This is a genomic window from Nocardia sp. CA-128927 (assembly GCF_050955855.1).
Taxonomy (GTDB): domain Bacteria; phylum Actinomycetota; class Actinomycetes; order Mycobacteriales; family Mycobacteriaceae; genus Nocardia.
The window spans coordinates 5496581-5517028 of the sequence record NZ_CP192087.1; the positions used below are offsets into that span (position 1 = coordinate 5496581).

The following is a 20448-nucleotide window of genomic DNA, read 5'->3' on the forward strand; positions in this document are numbered from 1 at the left end:
CCTTCGACAGGCAGGATCGTGGGATGACTACTACGGCGGGTTTCGTGTTCGACAGCGATACGGCCAGCGAACGGGTCGGAGAGCACGAGTTCGGGCTGACGCTGACGGACCGGTGGACCACCTTCATCGGCACTTCGAATGGAGGGTATCTGCTGGCCAGCTGTTTACAGGCGCTGCGCCACGAGTTGCCGCAACCTGATTTGCTGTCCGCGTCCGCGCATTTCCTGCGGCCGGGTAGTCCCGGGCCCGCGCGGATCACCACCGATGTGGCCCGGATCGGGCGGCGTACCGCGACCGGGCAGGCGACGCTGCGGCGCGATGATCGTGAAATACTGCGCGTGCTGGCTACTTTCACTGATCTGTCCGCCGCGGATGGGCCGACGTTGGTCAGCGGCAAACCGCCAGCGTTGCCGCCGCCGGAGCAGTGCGTCGACGCGTTCGCCGCCTACGAGAACCAACGGCCGCCGATCTCCCAGCGGACCGAGGCGCGGATGGCGGAAGTTCCCGGGTTCTGGCGTGGCGAGCCCGGCGGGGCCACCTCGACCGAGTTCTGGCTACGGCTGGCCGATGGTCGCGACGCGGACCCGATCGCGCTGGCGTTTCTCGTCGACTCGGCGGCTCCGATCGTGTTCGATCTCGGTATCGCCGGGTCCGCCACGATCGAGCTCACCGTGCACATCCGCAATCGGCCCGCGCCGGGCTGGCTGGCCTGCCGGGTGTCCACCAGCTATCTGATCGATGGATTCCATGAGGAGGAGTTCGAGATCTGGGACAGCACAGGGACTTTGGTGGCGCAGTCGCGGCAGTTGGCGATCGTCACGACGTAATCGGGCCTCCCCGATCACGCCGGTGGTGCGATCTTGGCGATGGAGACGGCGCCCGGGCCTGCGGTGACGGTCACGAACTGGCGGTAGGTGCGTACGGCGGCGTCGGGGCGGACCTCGGTGATGACCACATCGAAGCGGCCGTCGGCCATCGGGGTGATCATCACGCAGTGCTGGGTGCCCGCCGGGACGGACTTGATACCCGCGCCGATCACCTCGGCCGATGGCACGGACGCGTCGGTCGTGGTCACCGCGCGGGCGTCGGCTCCCGAGCGGGCCACGTAGTAGGCGTACTGGAAGGCCAGGATGACGTCCGGTCCCGAGGTGGTCGAACCGGTTCCGTTGCCGCGCACCAGCTGTTCGTTCCTGGTCGGCTGGCAGCCGGGTCCGCCGCCGAGTACCGGATCCGTGTAAGTGGCCGACTGGCGCGGGGCGCTCGCCGACGCCGTGTACACCATGACCACCGCCACCGCGGCCATCGAACCGACCACCGCGGCCGAGCCGACCAGCCAGGGTCGACTCCTGCGTTGCACATGCCAGCGCTGCTGTCGCGGCGGGATCATGCCCGGCCACAACGGAACGACCGCCTTGTGCCGCCCGCGGTGTGCGGCGGCACTCCCCCCGGAAACGTTGGACGACGACATAGTTCCGCCGCACCCCCTTTACCGGTGCCTACTCAGCGCCGCAGGCGACCCCTCAATGCCGTTGCGCAGTAACAACATTGCACACCTGCGCCACGCATGCTGGCCGAATGAGCCACAGACCGGACTGCCGGTTTTCGTGACTCCGTTCGGTTCGCGGCACCGGGTGGGAAGCGGGCGCGGCCAGCTACCGCGCGCAGGTGAGATCTGTGGGACCTGAGGGCCTTCGCCACCCGCGTGCTTCGTGCCGTCGCATCAATACGCTGCCGGGTGGGACACAGTGGTGGCAACGGTCGAGTAATCACTCCCCGGCAGCCGTTCCCGCGACCGACCCTGCCGACGCGGTCGCCAGCGCACTCGGGGACGCGATCTAGCATCGCGTAGTCAGTTGCCCCAGCGGCTCGCGTTGGCGGCGGCTTCCAACGCGGTGAGGTGGGGCGGGGTGTCGCGTTCCCGGAGTTGCTCGGCGGCCATGGTGTACGGCGGTGCCTTCGCCGGGCGGCGACGGACCTGCGCGATGATTTCGTCGGTCAGCGACGTCGCCATCGCGTGGCGGGGGTAGGCGCGGTGGATTTCGGCTCCTTGCGTGTCGGTGATGAAGTCGCTGCGGAAGCCGAAGTCGGTGCCGATGCCGACGTGGGTGAGTTCGGTGAGTCCGCCCATGCGTTCGGCGATGCCCGCGGAAGTGTGCAGCGCGATGGCCTCCCAGACCGCGTCCACATCCTTGGCCGCCATGCCCTGACCGGTGAGGAACTCGGCCGCGTAGTCGGCGCCGTCTACCTCGAAACGCTGGTGGCCATCGCCTCGCGTCGTCAATCCGAGGTCGTGCAGCACGCAGGCATGGAACAACGACTCGGGTGCCAGGTCACGGTCCAGATCGATACCGCGATGTCGGGCGAGCAATCGGGCGAACAGCCAGCTGCCATCTCGAAGAGGTTCGATTGCGGGCTCCTTCGATCGCGTTATCCGCCAGAACTTTCCGATCACGCAATCTTGCGTGGCACGCAAGTTTCGCTACGGTGGAGCTCGTGGCATTCGTACTCGGACTGCGCGAGCGCAAGAAGCTGGCGACGCGGGAGGCGCTCGGGTTTGCGGCGTTGCGGTTGGCGGTCGAGCGCGGGGTGGACGAGGTGCTGGTCGAGGACATTGCTGCGGCGGCTGGGGTTTCGCCGCGGACGTTCAACAACTACTTCGCCAGCAAGTACGAAGCGGTCTGCTCGGTGGCGGTCGATCGGGCGCGCCGGATCGCGGACAATCTGCGGGAGCGTCCGGGCACGGAAGCACTGTGGCCCGCGGTCATTCATGCCGCGCTCGATGAGTTCCGTGACGCCGAAGCACCCGATCCGGCCTGGACAGCGGGGGTGCGGCTGATCGCCAGTGCGCCCGCGCTACAGGGTGAACATCGCAAAGCGCAGGCGGTGATGGAGGCGGCGCTCGCCGAGGCCATCGCCGGACGCACCGGTCACGACCTCGACGCCGACATGTTTCCGCGCATCATGGCCGGCGCCGTCGCGTCGGCATTGCAAGTCGCCATCGATCGGTGGGTGGATGCCGACCCGCCGATTCCCATGCTGCCGGTGATCCGAGAGGCGTTGCGGCAGCTGTCCTTTCTCCCAGGAGTGTTTCCCATGGATGTCCCGACCCAGCACACCCTCGCCGTCCCCGGCGCCACCCTCTACTACGAGATCCGCGGCGGCGGGCCAGTGCTGCTGCTGATCACCGGCGGTAATGGTGACGCGGGTGTGTACGACGCGCTCGCCGAGCGTCTCGCCGATCGGTACACCGTCGTCGCCTACGACCGGCGCGGTTTCGCGCGCAGCCCGCTCGCGGGACCGCCGGAGGACCGGATCGTCAACGACGGTGCCGACGCCGCGGCGCTGCTCACCCACCTCGGCGACCAGCCCGCCTACGTGCTCGGCAGCAGCTCCGGTGCGATCGTGGCACTCGAATTGCTCAGCAAGCGCCCCGAACTGGTGCGCACGGTCGTCGCGCACGAACCGCCGATCGCCACGCTGCTGCCCGACTCCGCAACGTGGTTGGAGTTCTTCGACGGCATCTACCGCACCAGCCGAACCGAGGGCAACATGGCGGCCATGGGTGCCTTCGCCGAGGCGATGGGACTGCGGCGACCGGGCCCGCCGAACGTCGAGCTGCCGCCCGCGAGCGCGCCGATGATCGCCCGGATCCAGCAGAACCTCGAGTTCTGGATGGAGCACGAACTGCGCCAATACGTCCGCTACACACCGGATCTCGCCGCCCTGCGACCCTCCGCCGACAAGCTCGTACTCGGCGTCGGACACGACTCGAAGGACACCTTCCCCGCCCGCCCCAACACCGTCCTCGCCGAGGAACTCGGACTCGAGGTCATCGAGTTCCCTCGCGACCACATCGGATACGTCACCGCCGCCGACGAATTCGCCGCACAGCTCGACCAGCTGCTCACCAAGTAGACCGGTTCTCATGACCGCATCGGCCCGCGGGAATCTCGTGCGCCGCTCACGACCCCGCTGCATCCGGCGGCGGTGAGATCGTCGCGCCCGCCGTCCGCAATCGCTGCGCCAGTACGTGACAGCGGGCCGCGAGCTCTGGCGGGTCGAGTACCTCGAAGTCGTGCCCCAGCAGCAGCACGTACATGAGAACGGCGTCGAGACTGTTGTCGGCGCCGCTGAGCACCTCGCAGTGTTCGGGGCCATGCGGGCGTACGACGGCCGCCGACGCAGGGAGCTGTGCGCGCACGGTGTCGGCTGATGCGTGCACGAGGAAGCGGGCTCGGTGCGGGTAGACCCGGCTCGCTACGCCTTCCTGCACGTAGGTCGCGGCGTCGGGGCCGGGGCGGGGGCGGAAGCGCCAGGTTCGGGCGGCGACCTCGGTCATCCGGTCGCCGCGGAAGCTGCGCCAGTCGTCGCGGTCGAGGTCGTAGGCGAACAGGTACCAGCGGCGATCGGAGGCGACGAGGCGGTAGGGCTCGACGCGGCGTCGTCGTACCTCGTTTCCGGACGGGTAGTCGAAGTCGGCCTCGACCTCGTCGCGGCAGGCTCGGGCCAGGGTCATGAGCACGTCGGCGTCGACCGGTGAGCGGCCGCCGCTGAAGGACTGCACCGAGCCAGCGAGCGCGCGCACCTCGTGTCGCAACCGGGTCGGCAGCACCCGGTCGAGTTTGGTCAGGGCCCGCAGTGCGGCGGCACCGGCGCCCACGACCGCGCCACCCGCGCCGACCAGCAGGGCGACCGCGGTGACGATCGCTTCTTCGTCGTCGAGCAGCAGCGGTGGCAGGTCCTGTCCCGCGCCGAGCTGGTATCCACCGCCGACGCCCTGGCTGGCCTGCACCGGATACCCGAGAGTGCGCAGCCGCTCGACATCGCGCCGGATCGTGCGCGGCGTGACCCCGAGACGATCGGCGAGCTCGGGACCCGTCCAGACCTGGCGCTGCTGCAACAGCCCGAGCAGGGTGAGCACTCGCTCGGTGGTACCCCGCTCGTCACCGCCTGCCATGTCCACCTCACAAGGCTGCCAGAAATAGCGGACCGGATCTGTCCGTTAGGGATGTCAGAGTAGCCATATGGACGAACTCGACTGGAACCAGTCGCTGCGTGAGCAGTGGGAGTTCCACTGGAATCATCAGCTGCGAGCCCGGCTCGATGGCCTCACCGACGACGAGTACTTCTGGTCGCCGGTGCCCGACGCGTGGAGCGTGCGCCCGCGCGGCAGCTCGACCGCACCTATCCAGGCCGGTGCCGGCGACTTCACGATCGAATTCGCTTTCCCCCAACCGGATCCCGCACCGTTCAGCACGATCGCCTGGCGACTCGGTCACGTCATCGTCGGTGTGCTCGCCGCGCGCAACGCGGCACACTTCGGTGCTCCCGACGCGTCATACGAAACTTGGCAGTATGCCGACAGCGCGGCGATGGCACTCGATCAGCTCGAAACACAGCTCGACACCTGGCTGGCCGGGGTGCGCAGCCTCGGCGATGCCGGGCTCCGGGTCAAGGTCGGTGACAAGGAGCCCTATCCCGAATTGGCCATGGCCGACCTGGTGCTACACATCCACCGTGAACTGATCCACCATCTGTCCGAGGTCTGCCTGCTGCGTGACCTCTACCTGCACACGCAATCCGCTACGAATGGAGTAAACCGATGAGCCGCCAGTTCCAGGTCACCTTCGACGCCCACGACCCGAAGGCGCTGTCGACCTTCTGGCGCGACGTGCTCGGCTACGTCCACCCCGGGCCGCCCGGCGTCGAGCTGCCCGCCGATGCCGATCCGCTGGGCGCGTGGGACGAGTTCCTCGCACGTATCGGTGTGCCGCAGGACCAGTGGAACACGCGATCGGCCATCGAGGACCCGGACGGGGACGGCCCGCGACTGTTCTTCCAGCAGGTGCCGGAGGACAAGGTCGCCAAGAACCGCCTCCATCTGGATGTGCGTGCGGCTCCCGGACTTCAGGGAGCGGATCGGATGGCGGCGTTGGAGGCCGAGTGTTTTCGGCTCGTCGCGCTGGGGGCGACGCGGGTCAAGCGGTACGACCCCGAGCCGCCGATGGGTGCCGGGCACATCGTCATGCAGGACCCCGAGGGCAATGAGTTCTGCCTGGACTGACTCGGCGGTTCCTTTGTCTGCCTGACGTATTCGGTGGCCACGGACGGCTTCGTATCGGCCGTGGCATTATCCGATGTGTACCGATTCCGTTGTCGCACGCACCTTTTCGACCTTCGCACCGCAATGGCCGCGAGTGTAGGTTCCCAGTCACACCACGAATGGGAGCATCGCAGTCATGGAGCCACCGAACGCATCGGCACAACACCCTGGAACACGCAGTTCCAGCACGGTCGACGGCAGGCAGACAGGGACGATCGATACCAACGCCTACGTAGCCAGAGTCCAAGCCGAGAACGCCGCCGGTCAGTGTTTCATCTGTGAACTGGCCGACGAGCAGACAACTCGCACCCGCGAAACCGTCGCCTACCGCGACGAACACTGCATCGTGTTCATTCCACCCTTTCCTCGCCTCTACGCCTACTGTCTGCTCGCACCCCGACGCCACGCGACAAACGTCGTCGCGGACTTCACCGAGGACGACTACCTCGCACTCCAGCTACGTATCCATCGCCTCGGCCGGGTTCTCGCTCAGATCACGCCCACCGAACGCCTCTACGTGTTCAGCTTCGGCAGCATGCAAGGCGTCGCCCACGTGCACTGGCACGTGGCACCGCTCCCACCCGGAACGCCCTTCCGCGAACAGCAGTTCGCCGCAGTCGACACACCCGACTACCTCGTCATCCCACAGGCAGAGCGCGATGAACTGGCACAGCGGGTCGGCGCCGGTATGGCCGCCCTGGCCCGGCCGAACGGCCCATCGAGCTGAAGATCCGTCCAATGGCGAGTTCGGTTGAGCGCCAGTCCGGTTGCACCCGGCCAGTTCGAGCACGCTGATCACCTGGTATTCGCGCGGGACAGGTTCCAGCTGTGCCAGGTGTCGGGGTCGAGGTGGTCGCGGACGCTGTCGCGTATCTCGGTGCGCTTCGGTTCGGGCAGCCGGTCGACGGCGGGAAGGATGTCGGCCGAGAGTTGCGACAGGTATTCGGAGTCGAAATGCTTGCCCTGTTGCCAGCGGTCGATGTTCTTGTCCGCGATGAGGCGTTCGGGATTCAGGATTGCCAGCGCGAGCAGGGTGACCATGGCGGTGCCGATCGTCGCGCGGGACAGCCACGCCCGGCGCAGGCTCAGCACCGCCGCGAGCACCAGCAGATAGACCAGGCCGAGCCAGAGTTCGCAGACCTCGACCAGTAGCCGGAGCACCGTGAAGCCGTAGGCCTGCTGGTAGGTCCACATGCGGCCGAGTGCGGAGGCGACGATGATCAGCGAGAGCACGCTCACCGCGCACAGCAGCACACGCAGCCACAGGCGGTCCGCCGCCGAGTCCGTTGCCGCCCAGCGCAGGACGACCAGGATCACCGCGAGGGTCAGGATGGTGACCGCCGACAGTTGCCAGAATCCGCTGCGCGCGTATTCGGCATAGGTGAGCCCGGCGGTGCGCTGCACGTAGTCGTCGCCACCGAACAGTGCCACGAACTGGGCGCCGACGAACACAGCGAACAGGGCGGTGAGCGCGCCGACCGGCAGTGCCCACTCCAGGCGGCGCAGCGACCGAACCGGCTCTCCCTCGATGGATTCCGATGCGGGCAACAACGGACCGGCCAGCACATACATTGCGCCGAGCGCACCGAGGCCGACGACTGCGAACAGCACGATCCATTGGAAGGTCTGTGCGCCGTCGAGCTCCGGGGTCACGGACTCCAACAGCTTCGCGAACGTCGCGTCGGCACCGCCGAGCAGCGGAACGAACACTGCGAGCAAGGCGATGGTCACCGTCACCGACAATCCGATTCGCCACTCCCGCTGCGACTTACTCCCGCGCATCCGTTCAACCCCCGCATACACCCACGGCAGACCGGCAAAGGCCGCAAGCGGCACGGCGATCACGTCGTAAACCACCCCGTTCACCGACCGCCGCCCCACAACTGCCAGTGACGCCGCCACACACGCTGCCAACACGCACAGCGTGAACAGCCAGCCCGCCGCACGGAAGGTGCCGACCGCGAGCAGCGCCAGCAGCAGTGCCGTCCACCAGATCCGCGCGGACATCCCGTCGAGTCCGCGTCGGACTGTCTCGCCCTCGGTCGTCGGACCCGCTACTACGGAATTCGGCACCACCGCTCCGGCCTTCAACTCGCCGACAGCGGCCGAGCTGTCTGCGGATTCGCCGAGCCCACTTGTCTGCGGATCCGGCTCAGCCGACCGCACATCGGCGGCATCGGCGGCATCGGCGGCATCGGCGGCATCGGCGGCATCGGCGGCATCGGCGGCATCGGCCAGGGTTGCATGCTCGGCACTGGTATTCGGTACCGGCGCATCTGGTTTCGCGGCGCCCTCATCAAGTGAGCTCGCCGTAGTTGAATCCGGGGTTTTCCCAAGCCGACCGGGTTGCGGATTCGCGACGGCAGGGTCCGCTTCACCGACGTTGGTGTCATGGATCTGGTCCGCGTGCACGGCGAACGTCGAATCCTCCCCTCCGGGATTCGACGTCGCCGTGGATGGTGTGGCAACAGCAGCCGATGGCTGGCTGAGCACCGGACCCGAATCGACTTCGGCTCCGACGTTTTCATCCGTGCTCGGCATGACGGTCACGTTCTGCGCCGATTTACGAGCGTTGCGATCCACCAGGTAGACCGCGCCGACGGCGACCGAACCGGCGAGCAACCAGCCGATTCCGGGGCGGTCCAACGGGATCAACGCCGCGCCGGTGAATCCAGCGAGGCAGGCTGCGGGTAGTACCCCCGGCGGGCAGGCAACGCGGCGCCACCTCGGCAGCTGCGACGGCACCGGACGCATCGGCTCGTTCAGAGAGCCCTTCGGCGGCCTCGGTGCTGATGTCGCCCAACCGGGCAATGTCGCGTCCGCCGGATGGTCCGTCCTTGGTTCGGCCGACAACAGCGTCCCTCCTGAGATGGGTGCCGCGTGCCCCGATGCGGATTCGCCGAGCGCCGATGCGGGTTCGTCAGGTGCCGGAGGTCTTGGTGTTTCGGGTGTTTCGGGCATGAATTCCCCTCCTGAGGGTGTGCGGGATCGCCCCGGGACCTCGTACGGTCGGGGCTGGTGGGTGTGGCTTGGGTCAGTGGCCGGGTAGGACCACGCGGATGCGGGAGCCGGGGTCGGCGACGGCGATGGTGCCGCCGTGCAGGTCGACGATCCAGCGGGAGATGGCGAGGCCGAGTCCGGTGCCGCCGCCTGCGGTGCGGCCGCCGCGGGTGAAGCGGTCGAAGACGCGGGCGCGTTCGGCCGATGGGATGCCGGGGCCGTCGTCGGACACCTCGATCACGAGCTTGCCGGATTGCCGGCGCGCGGTGACCCGGACCTCGCCGCCTGCCGGGCCGTGCCGGGCGGCGTTGTCGAGCAGGTTGAGCAGCACTTGATGCAGACGTGCACGGTCTGCGAAAACGGTTACGGTGCTGGGCCGTACGTCGGTCGTGAAGCGGACGCCGCGTCCCAGGGCCGCAGCGGCGACGTCGGCCTCGGCGACGACCTCGGCCAACAGCGGTGCGAGGTCGAGGCTTTCGCGGTCGAGGGGGAAGGCGCCCGCCTCGATGCTGGACAGGTCGAGCAGTTCGGAGACGAGCAGGCTCAGCCGCTCGGTTTGGGCGAGCGCGGTGCGCAACGTCTTCGGGTCCGGTTCGGACACACCGTCGACGAGGTTCTCCAGCACCGCACTCAGTGCGGTGATCGGCGTGCGCAGTTCGTGCGAGACGTTCGCGATGAGATCACGGCGCTGCTGGTCGGCGGCCGCCAGATCCGCGGCCATCTGGTTGAACGCCTCGGCCAGCTGCCCGACCTCGTCGCGGGAAGTCGCCCGCACCCGTCGCGTGTAGTCCCCGTGCGCCATACGTTTGGCCGCCGCCGTCATCTCACGCAGCGGCCTGGTGATCCCGTGTGCGAGGAACTGCGAGGTCACCAGCGCGATCCCGACCGCGGCCAGGGTGGTCTTCGGCGGCAACCAGCCGATCTTGATCCGGAAGAACCCGAACGCGATCCCACCGGCACACAACATCAGAATCGCCAGCTTCAGCTTGATCGACCGCACCGGATCCAACGGGCGTGGCAATATCTCGGCCACCTTGTCCGACAGCACCCGCAATCGTTCGATGACCGCGTGGATCCCGGTGGGCCCCTTGTCCCGAGCCTGACCGACCCTGCCATCGGCCGCCGACCGCTTGTCATCCGCCGCACGGCGATCATCGGAGCCCGACGCTGGCACCGAGACGACAGCACCGTCGTTCCGTGCGCCCCTCTCATCCGGCATCCCTGGGTCCGCACTCATCGCGCCTCCAGCGCGTAGCCCACTCCGTGCACCGTGCGGATCAGGTCGGCGCCGAGTTTGCGGCGCAACGCTTTCACGTGACTGTCGACGGCTCGGGTGCCTGCGGCGTCGGCCCAGTCCCAGACCTCTTCGAGTAGGCGTTCGCGGGCCAGGACCACGCGGGGGCGGCGGGCCAGGCGGGCGAGTAGTTCGAATTCGAGTGGGGTGAGCTGGGCTTCGACGTCGGCGCGCCAGACGCGGCGCTGGTCGACATCGATGCGCAGGTCGCCGACGATGATGGTGTCGCCGTCGCGGTCGGCGGCGCGGTCCATGCGGCGTAGCAGTGCGTGCACGCGGGCGGTGAGGACGCGCAGGGAGAACGGTTTGGTGAGGTAGTCGTCGGCGCCGACACCGAGTCCGATGAGCTGGTCGGTCTCGTCGGTGCGCGCGGTCAGCATCAGGACCGGCACCGAGCGTTCCGCTTGGATCCGCCGGCACACCTCGAGTCCGTCGAACCCCGGCAGCATCACATCGAGCACGACCAGATCAGGAGTGAGCGCCGACGCGGCGGCCACCGCGCCCGGCCCGTCGTGCGCCAGGTCAACGGTGAACCCCTCGGCCCGCAGCCGCGCCGCGACAGACTCCGCGATGGTCACTTCGTCATCGACCACCAGAATCCGCCGCGTCAGCTGTCCCCCAGCCGCTCCGCTCTGTTCCATGCCCGGAACCCTAGCCACCCCCTGTGGAGAGGTCCGGCACCAAATGTGGAGATTCCGTGTTGACGGGCCCGATCTCGCTCGAACACCGGATCATGCACACCGATCAGCCGAGGTGCGAATGCCGGCAGGTTTCGGGGCGGGGGTACGGCTTGACTCTGCCGTGGCGGCATGGTGTGTACTGCCGCCGTGACCGACGTGATCATCCTGCACGGTGCCTGGCATCAACCCGCTCACTACGACGACCTTGCCGCGCTGTTGCGTTCCAGAGACTCGAGTGTCGAGGTGCCTGATCTCTACGAGTTGTCGCTCGAGGACAGCACCGCCCTGGTCGAGGACATCGTCGCCGGGTCCACGCGGCCGCCGCTGGTGCTGGGGCACTCCTTCGGCGGGGTAACCGCCGGAACGGTCCGTGGCGCAGCCGGATTGATCTTCTTGACCAGTTGGCTTCTCGATGTCGGCGAGTCGCCCGCGCAGCTGCTCGAAGAAGTCGGGCCGGAAACCGGTGCGGGACTTGTGGTTGTACCCGACAGCGACGGCAAGCTGCACCTCGATCCCGCCGATGCACGGAAGAACCTCTACGGCGACGTCGAGGAATCCGCGGCCGCGCGCGCCATCGAGCTGCTGCGTCCGGAACCGCCGTCGATCTTCGGCACCACACCGACCCGCGTGAGCTGGCACGACACGCCCACCATCTACATCGCCGGGCGCGATGACCACACCATTCCCGGTCAGCTGATCAGCCGCTTCGCCGCCCGCTGCGAGACGTCGGAGACCTGGGAAACCAGCCACTCGCCGTACCTGAGCCGCGCCGAAGCCGTCGCTGATCTCGTTCAACGGTGGCGCACGAGTACGAACTGATCCTCCGATCGAGCGACTGAACTGCCGATTGGACCAGTCGGTTCGCAAGTACACCTGGCGAACGGGACATCACCGCGCTGCGATGCACTGGTTGTCGCGGGTCGGGACGCTGTCGACGCTCTAGCAAGCGGGCGGATCGCCACAGGTTGTCGCGGGTCAAGACGACGCCCGAACAGGCTGTCGCGCGGATCGTTGTGTGGCAATGATGAATGCGCTGACGGCAAGTGCGGGCAGTGCCCACAGTGCCGCGGTGATGTAGCCGTTCCGGGTGGGCAGCACGGCACCGTCCGGCGTGGCGGTGGCGAGCAGGAAACCGGCGACTGCGCTGCCGATGCTCATTCCGATGCTGCGGGCGATCTGGTTGATCGAGAGCACGCTGGCCGTTTCGTCGTGCGGCACACCGACGAGGACGAGCTTGGGACTGACCGCGAAGACACCGCCGACGGCGAAGCCGAGCCGGGCGATCGCGGCGAGGACGGCCAGGAGCGACTGGTTGCACGCGGCGAACAGCAGTGCGCTGGCGATGGCGATCGCGGCCGAGAGCGTGTACGTCCACCTTTCGGCGATTCGCGCGATCAGCTGCGGCACCGACTTTCCGGCTACGAACCCGAGCAGCGAGAACGGGATCAGTGCCGCACCGGCCGCGACACCGGGGAGCATGAACCCGTAGTCCGCGTCCGCGGGGGTCTGCACGTAGCGGGTGAACAGGCTGAACAGCAGGTACAACCCGGTTCCGGCGACGAGGATCGCCAGGTTCGCACGCAGGATGTGCTCTTGCCCGAGTAGTCGCAGGTTCACCAGCGGCGTCTTCGTGCGCAATTCGATGAATGCCCAGATCGCGAGAATCGCGCCGGATCCCGCGAGGATGCCGCCGGCCACCCCGGGCGCTGCCCACAGCGCGGGTTCGGCGATGACCAGGAGCAGTCCGAGAGTTCCGAGGGCAAGCAGCAGCGCACCGGTGACATCGATCCGCGGCCGCTCCCCGGGCACTTCGGCGGGCAGTGTCCGCCAGGCGATGGCCAGCGCGACGCCGGACAGCAGGAACCCGAATCCGTATGCGGCGCGCAGGCCCGCGAGTTGGTCGAGCAGGCTGATCACCGGATAGCCGACCCCGATACCTACCGTCGATGCGACCGACAACGCGGCAATCGTCGACGTCGAGCGTTCCGCTGGCAGGTGCGTGCGGGCGACACTCATCAACAGCGCGCTGACCGCGACCGCGAGCCCCTGCAATCCGCGGCCGATCAGCAACGCCGCGAACGGAAGTGGCAGCACCGTCAGCAGCCCGCCGAGTGTCACCAGTGCCAGCGTGGCCAGGATCGTCGCGCGCCGGTAGGGGCCGCTGCCGAGTCTGCCGAGCACCGGACCCGCAATCGCACCGACGAACAGTGTCACCGTCAACGTCCATTGCGCGGCGCCGAGGGACACGTGCATGCCCGTGGCCACCGCGGTGATGAGTGGCGCGCCGGCACTGCCGATTACCGCGCCCGCCAGCGCTGTACTTACGAGCGCGACACTCAGACGCCGGTCGGCGTCACTGCTGACGTCCACGCGGGCGCTCATCGGTTTGCCTCGGTCGTGATGTGCGTGAACAGTCCCGACTGGATCCGGGTGCGGACACCGTCGGCCCAGGTGGCGTCGACCTGTTCGACGTCCATCGCGGCACCGGCATTCAGCAGCATCCCGAAGGCGAGAAACGTCTTCACGGTGACCGGTTCGAGTCCGGTGCCGTCCTCGGCCGTGCCCCACATCCGGGCGAAACACTCCCGCACCGCGTCCCGCACCTCCGGGTCGCCACACGCGGCAAAGCCCTGCAACTGCAACAACAATCCGGTCCGATCGGCCAGCAGGTCGAAGTACTGAGCACCCATCGCCGAGAGCGCATCCAGTCCCGTCTTCTCCGCGCCCGCCTCCCGCATCCCGTCGCTGAGCCGCTCGAACGCCGCCCGAACGAGCTCGAGGAACAGCGCCTTCTTCGTCCCGAACATCCGGAAGATGTACGCCTGCGTGATCCCCGCGTCTCTGGCGATCGCCTCGGTCGACGCTCCGTGCAACCCGTGCTCGGCGAACTCCTTCGCCGCGATGCCCAGCACCTGGGTGCGTCGTGCTGTGCCGCTCATCCGTTCAGCCATGCTCGATAAGTTACTAGTTACTAACTACTAATCAAATGTGACATCTATCCCGCGCAACGACCGTTGAGCCCGAAATGGCATCGAGCGCATTCCGGCACGGCGTGCGAGTCATGCCCAACTGGCGTGCGGCCCACCAGGTTGCGGAGCCGGGTTCAGAGCCGATGACCTTGGCGTTCGGCGCATCTGGGCTGTTCGAACATTCGGCATCGAATGCTTTCTCGCACTGTGTGCCAGTCGAATCCCGGTCCGATAGGCGATGCGGTCAGCTGGTGGGGCGGGGCTCGTGGTCGATCCCCTCGTGCTCGGCACCCCGACGGAATCGCAGCAGCCGCAGCGCGTTGGCGACCACCAGGAGGGTGGAGCCTTCATGGATGAAGACTGCCGGGCCGATGGGGAGGCCGATCAGGGTGGCGGGAACGAGGGCTGCGACTATCAGTAGGGAGAAGGTCAGGTTCTGCCGGATGATGCGGGCGGTGCGACGGCTCAGGGCGACCGCGAAGGGTAGGCGGCCGATGTCGTCGACCATCAGGGCGATGTCGGCGGTTTCCAGTGCGACGGCCGAACCGCTTGCGCCCATGGCGATGCCGACCGAGGCGTTGACCATGGCGGGGGCGTCGTTCACACCGTCACCCACCATGGCGGTGCCGTTGCGGCCACCGAGCTTGCCGATCATGGTGACCTTGTCCTCGGGCAGCAGGCCACCGTGCGCGGCGTTCAGGCCCATATCCGCGGCGACGGCGTCGGCGACGCGCTGGTTGTCGCCGGAGATGAGCACGATGTCGTCGATGCCGAGTTCACGCAGTCGGGCGACGACCGGTGCTGCCTCGGCGCGCGGGATGTCCATCACGCCGACAACACCGAGGTACACGCCCGCGTGCCGGACGATCATCGTGGTGCGACCGCGCTCGTGCAGTTCGTCGACGATCCGGACGATCTCGCTGGGCACGCCCTCGGGATCGAGTTCGAAGAACATGGTGCGGTTGCCGACCTCGGTGGCGCGACCGTCGACGAGAGCGGTGACGCCGCGACCGGTCACCGAGTTCACCGACGTCGCAGTGCGTTCGGTGCCCGCGGGCACGAGCAGCGCGAGGTCGCGGGTGATCGCACCGGCCAGCGGATGGTCACTGTAGGACTCGACCGCGAACAGGGTGGCGATCAGTTCGTCGCGCAGTTCCGGACGGGCCGCGACGATATCGGTGACTTTCGGCTGTCCCCAGGTGAGCGTGCCGGTCTTGTCGAACGCCATCGACCGCACGCGGCCGAGAGTTTCGAGCGGCCCGCCGCCCTTCGCGAGGACACCCGCCTGCGCGGCGCGGGCGATCCCCGCCAGCACCGCACTCGGCGTGGCGATCGCCAGTGCACACGGACTTGCGGCGACGAGCACGACCATGGCGCGATAGAAGCTGTCGGCGAACGGTTCCGATGCCGCGAACACACCGAACGCCAGCACACCGAGCACTCCCGCGAGCACAACGGGCACATAGAACAGCTGGAACCGGTCGATGAACCGCTGGGTGGGCGACTTCTGCGTATCGGCCTCACGCACCATCGTGATGACCCTGGCCAGCATGCTGTCCGCGGCGCGACTGGTCACCAGCACATCCATCGCGCCGGAGCCGTTCATCGTGCCCGCGAACACCCGATGCGATTCCGGCACGGGAGTACCACTCGCCAACGCGGCGGCGGCATCGGCGATCGGCGCCTTCTCCACCGGAATGCTCTCACCGGTCACCGACGACTCGTCGACGCTACTCGCCCCATCGACCACCACACCATCGGCGGCGAGCCGCGAATTCGGCAGCACGACAACCACGTCCCCGATCGCGAGCTCGTCCACCCGGACCTCGCGCACCAGTCCGTCGGGACCGCGCACCAGCGCGGTGTCGGGAGCAAGCTCCGCGAGCGCCTCGATCGACCGCTGCGCGCGGCCCATCGCGTACTCCTCGAGCGCGTGCCCGAGGCTGAACAGGAACAACAGCACCGACCCTTCGGCCCACTTGCCGACCATGGCCGCGCCCACCGCCGCGACCAGCATCAGGAAATCGACCTCGAACCGGCCGCGCCGCACGGTGGCGATCGCGGTGCGGATGGTGAAGTAGCCGCCGAAGAAGTAGGTCGCCGCGAACAACACGATCGCCACCCACTCCGGCGCGGACACCAGGTACTTCGCCGTCATGCCTCCGGCATAGGTGACACCGGAGGCGATCGCGAAGATCAGCTCCGACCGCTCCCCCAGCAGTGCCGCCCCATGCCCGTGCTCGCCTCGCTCCTCTGTGCTCATGCGAACATCATATGCATAGATCGCCATGTATGCATAGATACTGTTTTGCCTACGGTCGTGGCGGTCCCGCTCGGTGGCGCGCTGCTCGGCATCATCGGCGCGCCGCTCGCCATTCCGGTCGCCGCGGCCGTGCTGCTGTTGATCAAGGACCGCTGTATCCGCGCCTCGATCGGGCCGTCGACGAAACCGACGACGGTACAACGGCTTCGACTTGATCGGCGGCGAGCCGAGCACCCACGCTCCCTGTATACACACGACATCAGTTGAGCGGACGGCGCTCCGCCAGACGGCGTCCGAACGCGGTCCCCTAGCATCGCGACCTGTGATCACCGTTGCCACGTGGAACGTTCTGCACCGCATCCACGCCGAGAATTGGTACGAGGACGTCTCCAGCCGGTGGCCGGACGAGGCGGCGCGCATCGACGCAGTCACCGCGTGCGTGGCGGCGCGGACCGAGCGGGTCATCGCGCTCCAGGAGGTCAGCGGCGATCAACTGTTCAGCCTGCGGGCCGCGTTGCCCAGCCGGACCATCCACTCCATGCAGTATCTGCGCGTGCCGACCGCCCGCAGACATGCCAGCGTGCTGCGCGATCCGAGCGAGCACCTGGCGCTCATCGTCGAGGGGCCGAGCCGGGAGATCACCGCCGAGTCGTTCGCCGACGATCCAGGCAAGGGCGCGATCGCGGTCAGCGCGGGCGGTGTCGTGTTCGTCGCCACGCACGTGACCGGGGATCGGCGGCGCGCGAAACAGCTCGCCCGGTTGGCCGAACTCGCTTCCGCCACACCAGAATACCCGGCTGTGCTGCTCGGCGACTTCAACACCGACCGGGAGACGGTCGCATCCAGCCTCGGCGAGGGGTTCACCGTCGCCGATGTGCCGCCGGGTTCACTTGCGACGCGTCCGCGGACCTCGGGCGCCAAGTCGCAGTTCATCGATCATGTGGCTGTGCGCGGTGTGCCGGTGCGTGAGGTGGTGGTCGAGGACTCGGGCGGTCTGTCCGATCACAACCTGGTGCGGGCGACGCTCGCGTTGTGACGTCGGCGCGGGCGACCGGCGCACACCCCGGAATCCCTCGCCCACCCCAACATTCGCGGCCAGGGCAGGCAGTTGACGCAATTCCACTGCCGCCGATGTCCGACCCAACCGACAATGCTCCTATGGTCGAGATCAGCCGCGGCGTCACCACCGTGAACGGCATCCATATGCACTACCGCCGTGCCGGTTCGGGCCCGGCGCTGGTGTTGCTGCACGGCTGGCCACAGACCGGTTACTGCTGGCGCAAGGTGCTGCCCGCGTTGGCCGAGCGCCACACCGTGATCGCCCCCGACCTGCGCGGTTACGGATACACCGACAAGCCGACCACCGGCTACGACAAACGCAGCATGGCCGCCGACGTGGCCACCCTGATCGAAACCCTAGGTTTCACTTCGGCCGCCGTCGTCGGACACGACCGCGGCGCACGGGTCGCGCACCGCTGGGCCCTGGACCGCCCGGACCAGGTCCGCAAGCTCGCCGTGCTCGACATCATTCCCACCAGGGAAACCTGGCGCCGAATGGACGCCACACTCGGCCGCCGCTACTTCCACTGGCTGTTCCACCTGCAACCGGATCTACCGGAACGCCTTGTCGGCCATGACATTCCCGGCTATCTGCGCTACTTCTTCGAAACCTGGACCGTCAACCGACACGGCCTGCCCGGCGAGGCCATCGACGAGTACATCCGCGCCTTCAGCACACCCGGCGCACTGCGCGCGGCGTTCGACGACTACCGCGCCGCCGACCTCGACACCGAGCACGACAACACGACCGCGGGCCATCTCCTCACCATGCCGGTGCTCGCCCTCTGGGGCGCAGCCAGCTTCCTCGAAGACATTCCGGCGCTGGACATTTGGCGCGGATACGCCGAAGACGTGCGCGGCGCCGCCATCCCCGATTGCGGGCACTTCATCGCCGAGGAGCGGCCCGAAGCCCTGCTGGCGCACCTGGCCGACTTCCTTTGAGATACGCCGCTATTCGGCACAGAGTGCGCGATCGACCAGCGCGGTGGCCGCGCGCTGCTGCTCGAATCCTTTGCTGCGCGTAATGTCTTCGCCCGCTGCGAGGGCGGTGGACATGGATACGACAGCACTGCGGCTTCCGTCCGCGGTCACGCCGGTCTCGGTGATGTATCCCTCCAGCCCGCCGTTGTGCATCCAGTAGGTGCCACCGCACGACAAGGGCACCGAGAACAGGCCGAGACCGTCCCGGATGCCGGGCCAGACCTGCCCGATCACACCGTCGACCGGCACCGTCGCTTGCATCTGGGCCAGCCGCTCGGGACGTAATAGCTTTCCGCTCAACAGGCTTCGATAGAAGGTGCCGATATCCGCAGTGGTGGAGAGGTAGCCGTCGGAGGCATCGGCATCCAAGACCTCGGTGACATCCGTCAGCGGCCCGTCGACTTCGTACTGCTGGTAGGCCTTCGCGTGCGGAGCGGGCAGCGTAGGTGAATCGCCCGGCCAGCGAGTGTCCCGTAGCCCGAGCGGTTCGATGATCCGTGACCGAACCTCGTCGTACCAGGGACGTTTGCGCACCTGCTCGATGATCATGCCGAGCAACACGTAGCCGGAATTGGCGTAAGACCAGCCGGTGCCCGGCGCGAAATCGGGTGCGTGCCCGATCGCCGCCGCCACCGTCTGTTCCGGCGTTCGCACCTCGTAACGAAGGCGGTAATAGCTTTCGGGGGTGGAGAAGTCGGGCATGACGTCGTGAATACCGCTGGCGTGCTGGAGAAGCTGCCTGACGGTGATCAGGTCGCCGTCGTTCCCGTTGCCGCGCACCATGTCCGGCAGCCAACGTTGCACGGTGTCATCCAGTCCGAGTCGGCCCTCGCCGACCAGCATGAGGACTACCGTCGCCACCAGCGACTTGGTCACGCTGCCGATCCGGAAGAAACCGTTAGGCGAAACCTGTTCCGCCGCTGCGATATCCGACTTGCCCGCCACTGCCACCCGGTCGCCGCCACCGTCCACCACTCGTGCCTGCACACCGGTCACACCGATGGCCACGATCGCGTCGACATCTCGCCGCAAGACGTTCTCCGCCGGCGCCGACTGGCATCCGGCTGACGCGACAACCAGCGCGAGTGCCACCGTCACCACTGTGTAGCGCATGTTCTCTCCCTCGGGTTCAGAGGAATCTAGCCACGCATCACGCCTACCTACATCCCGCCACGGAGCTAAGCCGCATCCCTCTGCAGAACTAGGCGACCGCCCTGGTTGCACTTGACCCAAGATCTGGTCACGGAACGGTTGCCGAAGGCCGTAGAGACCGGTCGGTCTGAAAGGATCAGACCGTCTCCACCGCTTGAATGATCGTGACCTGATACATCCCCGGGATGAAGGGTGCGACGTGGTCGCTCTGAGACGGTTCGGGATTCGATTGGCTCTCGGCGTTGCGGTGATGACCTTCGCCGCCGTCGGTATGCAGGGTGTCGCGACGGCCGTGCCGATGGCGTCACTCGGCGGCGGTTCGGGAATTCTGCTCGGGCGCGGGGTGTGCACGTTGACCACCATCGGATACGACCGCGCCGACCGGCTGGTCGGGCTGACCGCCGGACACTGCACAGAAATCGGCATGTCGGTGCGATCGGAGCGGTCGCCGGACGCGGGTGTCGTCGGCACCGTCGCGGCGGTCGATCACTACGACGACTACGCGGTGCTCGAATTCGATCGAGCCAAGGTCATGCCGGTCCGGCAGGTCGCCGCGACGATGATCGGCGGCATCGGCACGCCCCCGCAGCAGGGTGATGTGGTGTGCAAGAACGGGCGGACCTCCGGGTACAACTGCGGCGTCGTGTGGGATACGCATCAGTGGTGGTTCCAGAACCAGTCCTGCTCCCAGCCGGGTGATTCCGGTGGACCGGTCACCATCGGCGATCGGCTGGTCGGCATGAACGTCGGGCACATCGGCGTGCGGTTCGTCGGCGTCACCGTGTTCGACATGGTGTGCCACCCGCCGGTCGCGCCGCTGCACGATCCGGCCGTGGCGACCCAGATCGGCATGGTGCTCGACGACATCGATCGAGGCGGCGGCGTCGGGTCGGGATTCCGGCCGCTCTGAGCGCGTGCGACGATGAGCCGAAAAGCGGGGCGCCGGT

20 protein-coding genes are annotated in these 20448 nt (G+C 67.6%); 10 read left to right on the top strand and 10 right to left on the bottom strand.

The window, feature by feature from the left end; genetic code table 11:
- Window positions 1-23 precede the first annotated feature (23 nt).
- A complete protein-coding gene (locus ACQPW1_RS25885) occupies window positions 24-827 on the top strand; it encodes a thioesterase family protein (protein WP_433654110.1) in 804 nt (267 codons plus the stop codon).
- Window positions 828-841: 14 nt separating this feature from the next.
- On the opposite strand, the gene ACQPW1_RS25890 is transcribed toward ACQPW1_RS25885, so the two are convergent.
- Together ACQPW1_RS25890 and ACQPW1_RS25895 are read right to left on the bottom strand one after the other, a co-directional pair.
- Complete coding sequence (locus ACQPW1_RS25890; protein ID WP_433654111.1) at window positions 842-1468, bottom strand: hypothetical protein; 627 nt, start codon at window positions 1466-1468, stop codon at window positions 842-844.
- 381 nt (window positions 1469-1849) lie between these two features.
- A complete protein-coding gene (locus tag ACQPW1_RS25895) occupies window positions 1850-2452 on the bottom strand; it encodes an HD domain-containing protein (RefSeq protein WP_433654113.1) in 603 nt (200 codons plus the stop codon).
- A gap of 41 nt (window positions 2453-2493) precedes the next feature.
- Between ACQPW1_RS25895 and ACQPW1_RS25900 the strand changes: the two genes are divergently transcribed.
- Window positions 2494-3915: an alpha/beta fold hydrolase gene (locus ACQPW1_RS25900; RefSeq protein WP_433654114.1), complete on the top strand. Its 1422-nt coding sequence runs from the start codon at window positions 2494-2496 to the stop codon at window positions 3913-3915.
- Window positions 3916-3961: 46 nt separating this feature from the next.
- Here ACQPW1_RS25900 and ACQPW1_RS25905 read toward each other — a convergent pair whose 3' ends face one another.
- Window positions 3962-4957, bottom strand: a complete 996-nt coding sequence (locus ACQPW1_RS25905) for a helix-turn-helix transcriptional regulator (protein ID WP_433654115.1) — start codon at window positions 4955-4957, stop codon at window positions 3962-3964.
- A 67-nt stretch (window positions 4958-5024) separates the two neighbouring features.
- Here ACQPW1_RS25905 and ACQPW1_RS25910 point away from each other — a divergent pair, with 67 nt between their 5' ends.
- The 3 genes from ACQPW1_RS25910 (at window position 5025) to ACQPW1_RS25920 (ending at window position 6830) form a co-directional block, all read left to right on the top strand.
- Window positions 5025-5606: a DinB family protein gene (locus tag ACQPW1_RS25910; protein ID WP_433654116.1), complete on the top strand. Its 582-nt coding sequence runs from the start codon at window positions 5025-5027 to the stop codon at window positions 5604-5606.
- Window positions 5603-6064 carry a VOC family protein gene (locus tag ACQPW1_RS25915; RefSeq protein WP_433654117.1) on the top strand — a complete coding sequence of 154 codons (462 nt, stop codon included), beginning with the start codon at window positions 5603-5605 and terminating at the stop codon, window positions 6062-6064. The genes ACQPW1_RS25910 and ACQPW1_RS25915 overlap by 4 nt, the downstream gene beginning before the upstream one ends.
- 175 nt (window positions 6065-6239) lie before the next feature.
- Complete coding sequence (locus tag ACQPW1_RS25920; RefSeq protein ID WP_433654118.1) at window positions 6240-6830, top strand: HIT family protein; 591 nt, start codon at window positions 6240-6242, stop codon at window positions 6828-6830.
- A 68-nt stretch (window positions 6831-6898) separates the two neighbouring features.
- On the opposite strand, the gene ACQPW1_RS25925 is transcribed toward ACQPW1_RS25920, so the two are convergent.
- From ACQPW1_RS25925 to ACQPW1_RS25935, 3 genes are all read right to left on the bottom strand, one after another.
- Complete coding sequence (locus ACQPW1_RS25925) at window positions 6899-8848, bottom strand: DUF4153 domain-containing protein (protein ID WP_433654119.1); 1950 nt, start codon at window positions 8846-8848, stop codon at window positions 6899-6901.
- Between the two features lie 289 nt (window positions 8849-9137).
- Window positions 9138-10322, bottom strand: coding sequence for an ATP-binding protein (locus ACQPW1_RS25930; RefSeq protein ID WP_433654120.1), 1185 nt, complete (start codon window positions 10320-10322; stop codon window positions 9138-9140).
- 14 nt (window positions 10323-10336) lie between these two features.
- On the bottom strand, window positions 10337-11038 hold the full coding sequence (locus ACQPW1_RS25935; RefSeq protein WP_433654121.1) for a response regulator: 702 nt from the start codon (window positions 11036-11038) through the stop codon (window positions 10337-10339).
- A gap of 186 nt (window positions 11039-11224) precedes the next feature.
- On the opposite strand from ACQPW1_RS25935, the gene ACQPW1_RS25940 reads away from it, so the two are divergent.
- Window positions 11225-11896 (top strand): alpha/beta fold hydrolase, encoded by a 672-nt coding sequence (locus tag ACQPW1_RS25940; RefSeq protein ID WP_433654122.1) that lies wholly within the window; start codon window positions 11225-11227, stop codon window positions 11894-11896.
- 156 nt (window positions 11897-12052) lie between these two features.
- Here the strand turns inward: ACQPW1_RS25940 and ACQPW1_RS25945 are convergent, their stop codons facing one another.
- The 3 genes from ACQPW1_RS25945 to ACQPW1_RS25955 form a co-directional block, all read right to left on the bottom strand.
- The gene (locus tag ACQPW1_RS25945) at window positions 12053-13459 is read right to left on the bottom strand and encodes an MFS transporter (RefSeq protein WP_433654124.1); all 1407 of its coding nucleotides are present in this window, start codon (window positions 13457-13459) and stop codon (window positions 12053-12055) included.
- Window positions 13456-14028, bottom strand: a complete 573-nt coding sequence (locus ACQPW1_RS25950; RefSeq protein WP_433654126.1) for a TetR/AcrR family transcriptional regulator — start codon at window positions 14026-14028, stop codon at window positions 13456-13458. Before ACQPW1_RS25950 ends, ACQPW1_RS25945 begins: the two co-directional genes overlap by 4 nt.
- Before the next feature lie 262 nt (window positions 14029-14290).
- The gene (locus tag ACQPW1_RS25955) at window positions 14291-16309 is read right to left on the bottom strand and encodes a heavy metal translocating P-type ATPase (RefSeq protein WP_433654127.1); all 2019 of its coding nucleotides are present in this window, start codon (window positions 16307-16309) and stop codon (window positions 14291-14293) included.
- A 57-nt stretch (window positions 16310-16366) separates the two neighbouring features.
- Between ACQPW1_RS25955 and ACQPW1_RS25960 the strand changes: the two genes are divergently transcribed.
- From ACQPW1_RS25960 to ACQPW1_RS25970, 3 genes are all read left to right on the top strand, one after another.
- Window positions 16367-16576 carry a hypothetical protein gene (locus ACQPW1_RS25960; protein ID WP_433654128.1) on the top strand — a complete coding sequence of 70 codons (210 nt, stop codon included), beginning with the start codon at window positions 16367-16369 and terminating at the stop codon, window positions 16574-16576.
- Between the two features lie 55 nt (window positions 16577-16631).
- Complete coding sequence (locus tag ACQPW1_RS25965; protein ID WP_433654129.1) at window positions 16632-17345, top strand: endonuclease/exonuclease/phosphatase family protein; 714 nt, start codon at window positions 16632-16634, stop codon at window positions 17343-17345.
- 122 nt (window positions 17346-17467) lie between these two features.
- A complete protein-coding gene (locus tag ACQPW1_RS25970; protein ID WP_433654130.1) occupies window positions 17468-18310 on the top strand; it encodes an alpha/beta fold hydrolase in 843 nt (280 codons plus the stop codon).
- Between the two features lie 9 nt (window positions 18311-18319).
- Here ACQPW1_RS25970 and ACQPW1_RS25975 read toward each other — a convergent pair whose 3' ends face one another.
- The gene (locus ACQPW1_RS25975; RefSeq protein WP_433654132.1) at window positions 18320-19462 is read right to left on the bottom strand and encodes a serine hydrolase domain-containing protein; all 1143 of its coding nucleotides are present in this window, start codon (window positions 19460-19462) and stop codon (window positions 18320-18322) included.
- Between the two features lie 238 nt (window positions 19463-19700).
- Here ACQPW1_RS25975 and ACQPW1_RS25980 point away from each other — a divergent pair, with 238 nt between their 5' ends.
- Window positions 19701-20411, top strand: coding sequence for a hypothetical protein (locus ACQPW1_RS25980; RefSeq protein ID WP_433654133.1), 711 nt, complete (start codon window positions 19701-19703; stop codon window positions 20409-20411).
- Window positions 20412-20448 lie beyond the last annotated feature (37 nt).

Excerpts from the sequence above, each read along its gene's own strand:
- ACQPW1_RS25890 (WP_433654111.1), bottom strand. The coding sequence starts at position 1,468 with ATGTCGTCGTCCAACGTTTCCGGGGGGAGTGCCGCCGCACACCGCGGG.
- ACQPW1_RS25975 (WP_433654132.1), bottom strand. The coding sequence starts at position 19,462 with ATGCGCTACACAGTGGTGACGGTGGCACTCGCGCTGGTTGTCGCGTCA.
- ACQPW1_RS25905 (WP_433654115.1), bottom strand. The coding sequence starts at position 4,957 with ATGGCAGGCGGTGACGAGCGGGGTACCACCGAGCGAGTGCTCACCCTG.
- ACQPW1_RS25910 (WP_433654116.1), top strand. The coding sequence starts at position 5,025 with ATGGACGAACTCGACTGGAACCAGTCGCTGCGTGAGCAGTGGGAGTTC.
- ACQPW1_RS25945 (WP_433654124.1), bottom strand. The coding sequence starts at position 13,459 with ATGAGCGCCCGCGTGGACGTCAGCAGTGACGCCGACCGGCGTCTGAGT.
- ACQPW1_RS25920 (WP_433654118.1), top strand. The coding sequence starts at position 6,240 with ATGGAGCCACCGAACGCATCGGCACAACACCCTGGAACACGCAGTTCC.
- ACQPW1_RS25950 (WP_433654126.1), bottom strand. The coding sequence starts at position 14,028 with ATGGCTGAACGGATGAGCGGCACAGCACGACGCACCCAGGTGCTGGGC.
- ACQPW1_RS25915 (WP_433654117.1), top strand. The coding sequence starts at position 5,603 with ATGAGCCGCCAGTTCCAGGTCACCTTCGACGCCCACGACCCGAAGGCG.
- ACQPW1_RS25885 (WP_433654110.1), top strand. The coding sequence starts at position 24 with ATGACTACTACGGCGGGTTTCGTGTTCGACAGCGATACGGCCAGCGAA.
- ACQPW1_RS25970 (WP_433654130.1), top strand. The coding sequence starts at position 17,468 with ATGGTCGAGATCAGCCGCGGCGTCACCACCGTGAACGGCATCCATATG.
- ACQPW1_RS25930 (WP_433654120.1), bottom strand. The coding sequence starts at position 10,322 with ATGCCGGATGAGAGGGGCGCACGGAACGACGGTGCTGTCGTCTCGGTG.
- ACQPW1_RS25935 (WP_433654121.1), bottom strand. The coding sequence starts at position 11,038 with ATGGAACAGAGCGGAGCGGCTGGGGGACAGCTGACGCGGCGGATTCTG.
- ACQPW1_RS25955 (WP_433654127.1), bottom strand. The coding sequence starts at position 16,309 with ATGAGCACAGAGGAGCGAGGCGAGCACGGGCATGGGGCGGCACTGCTG.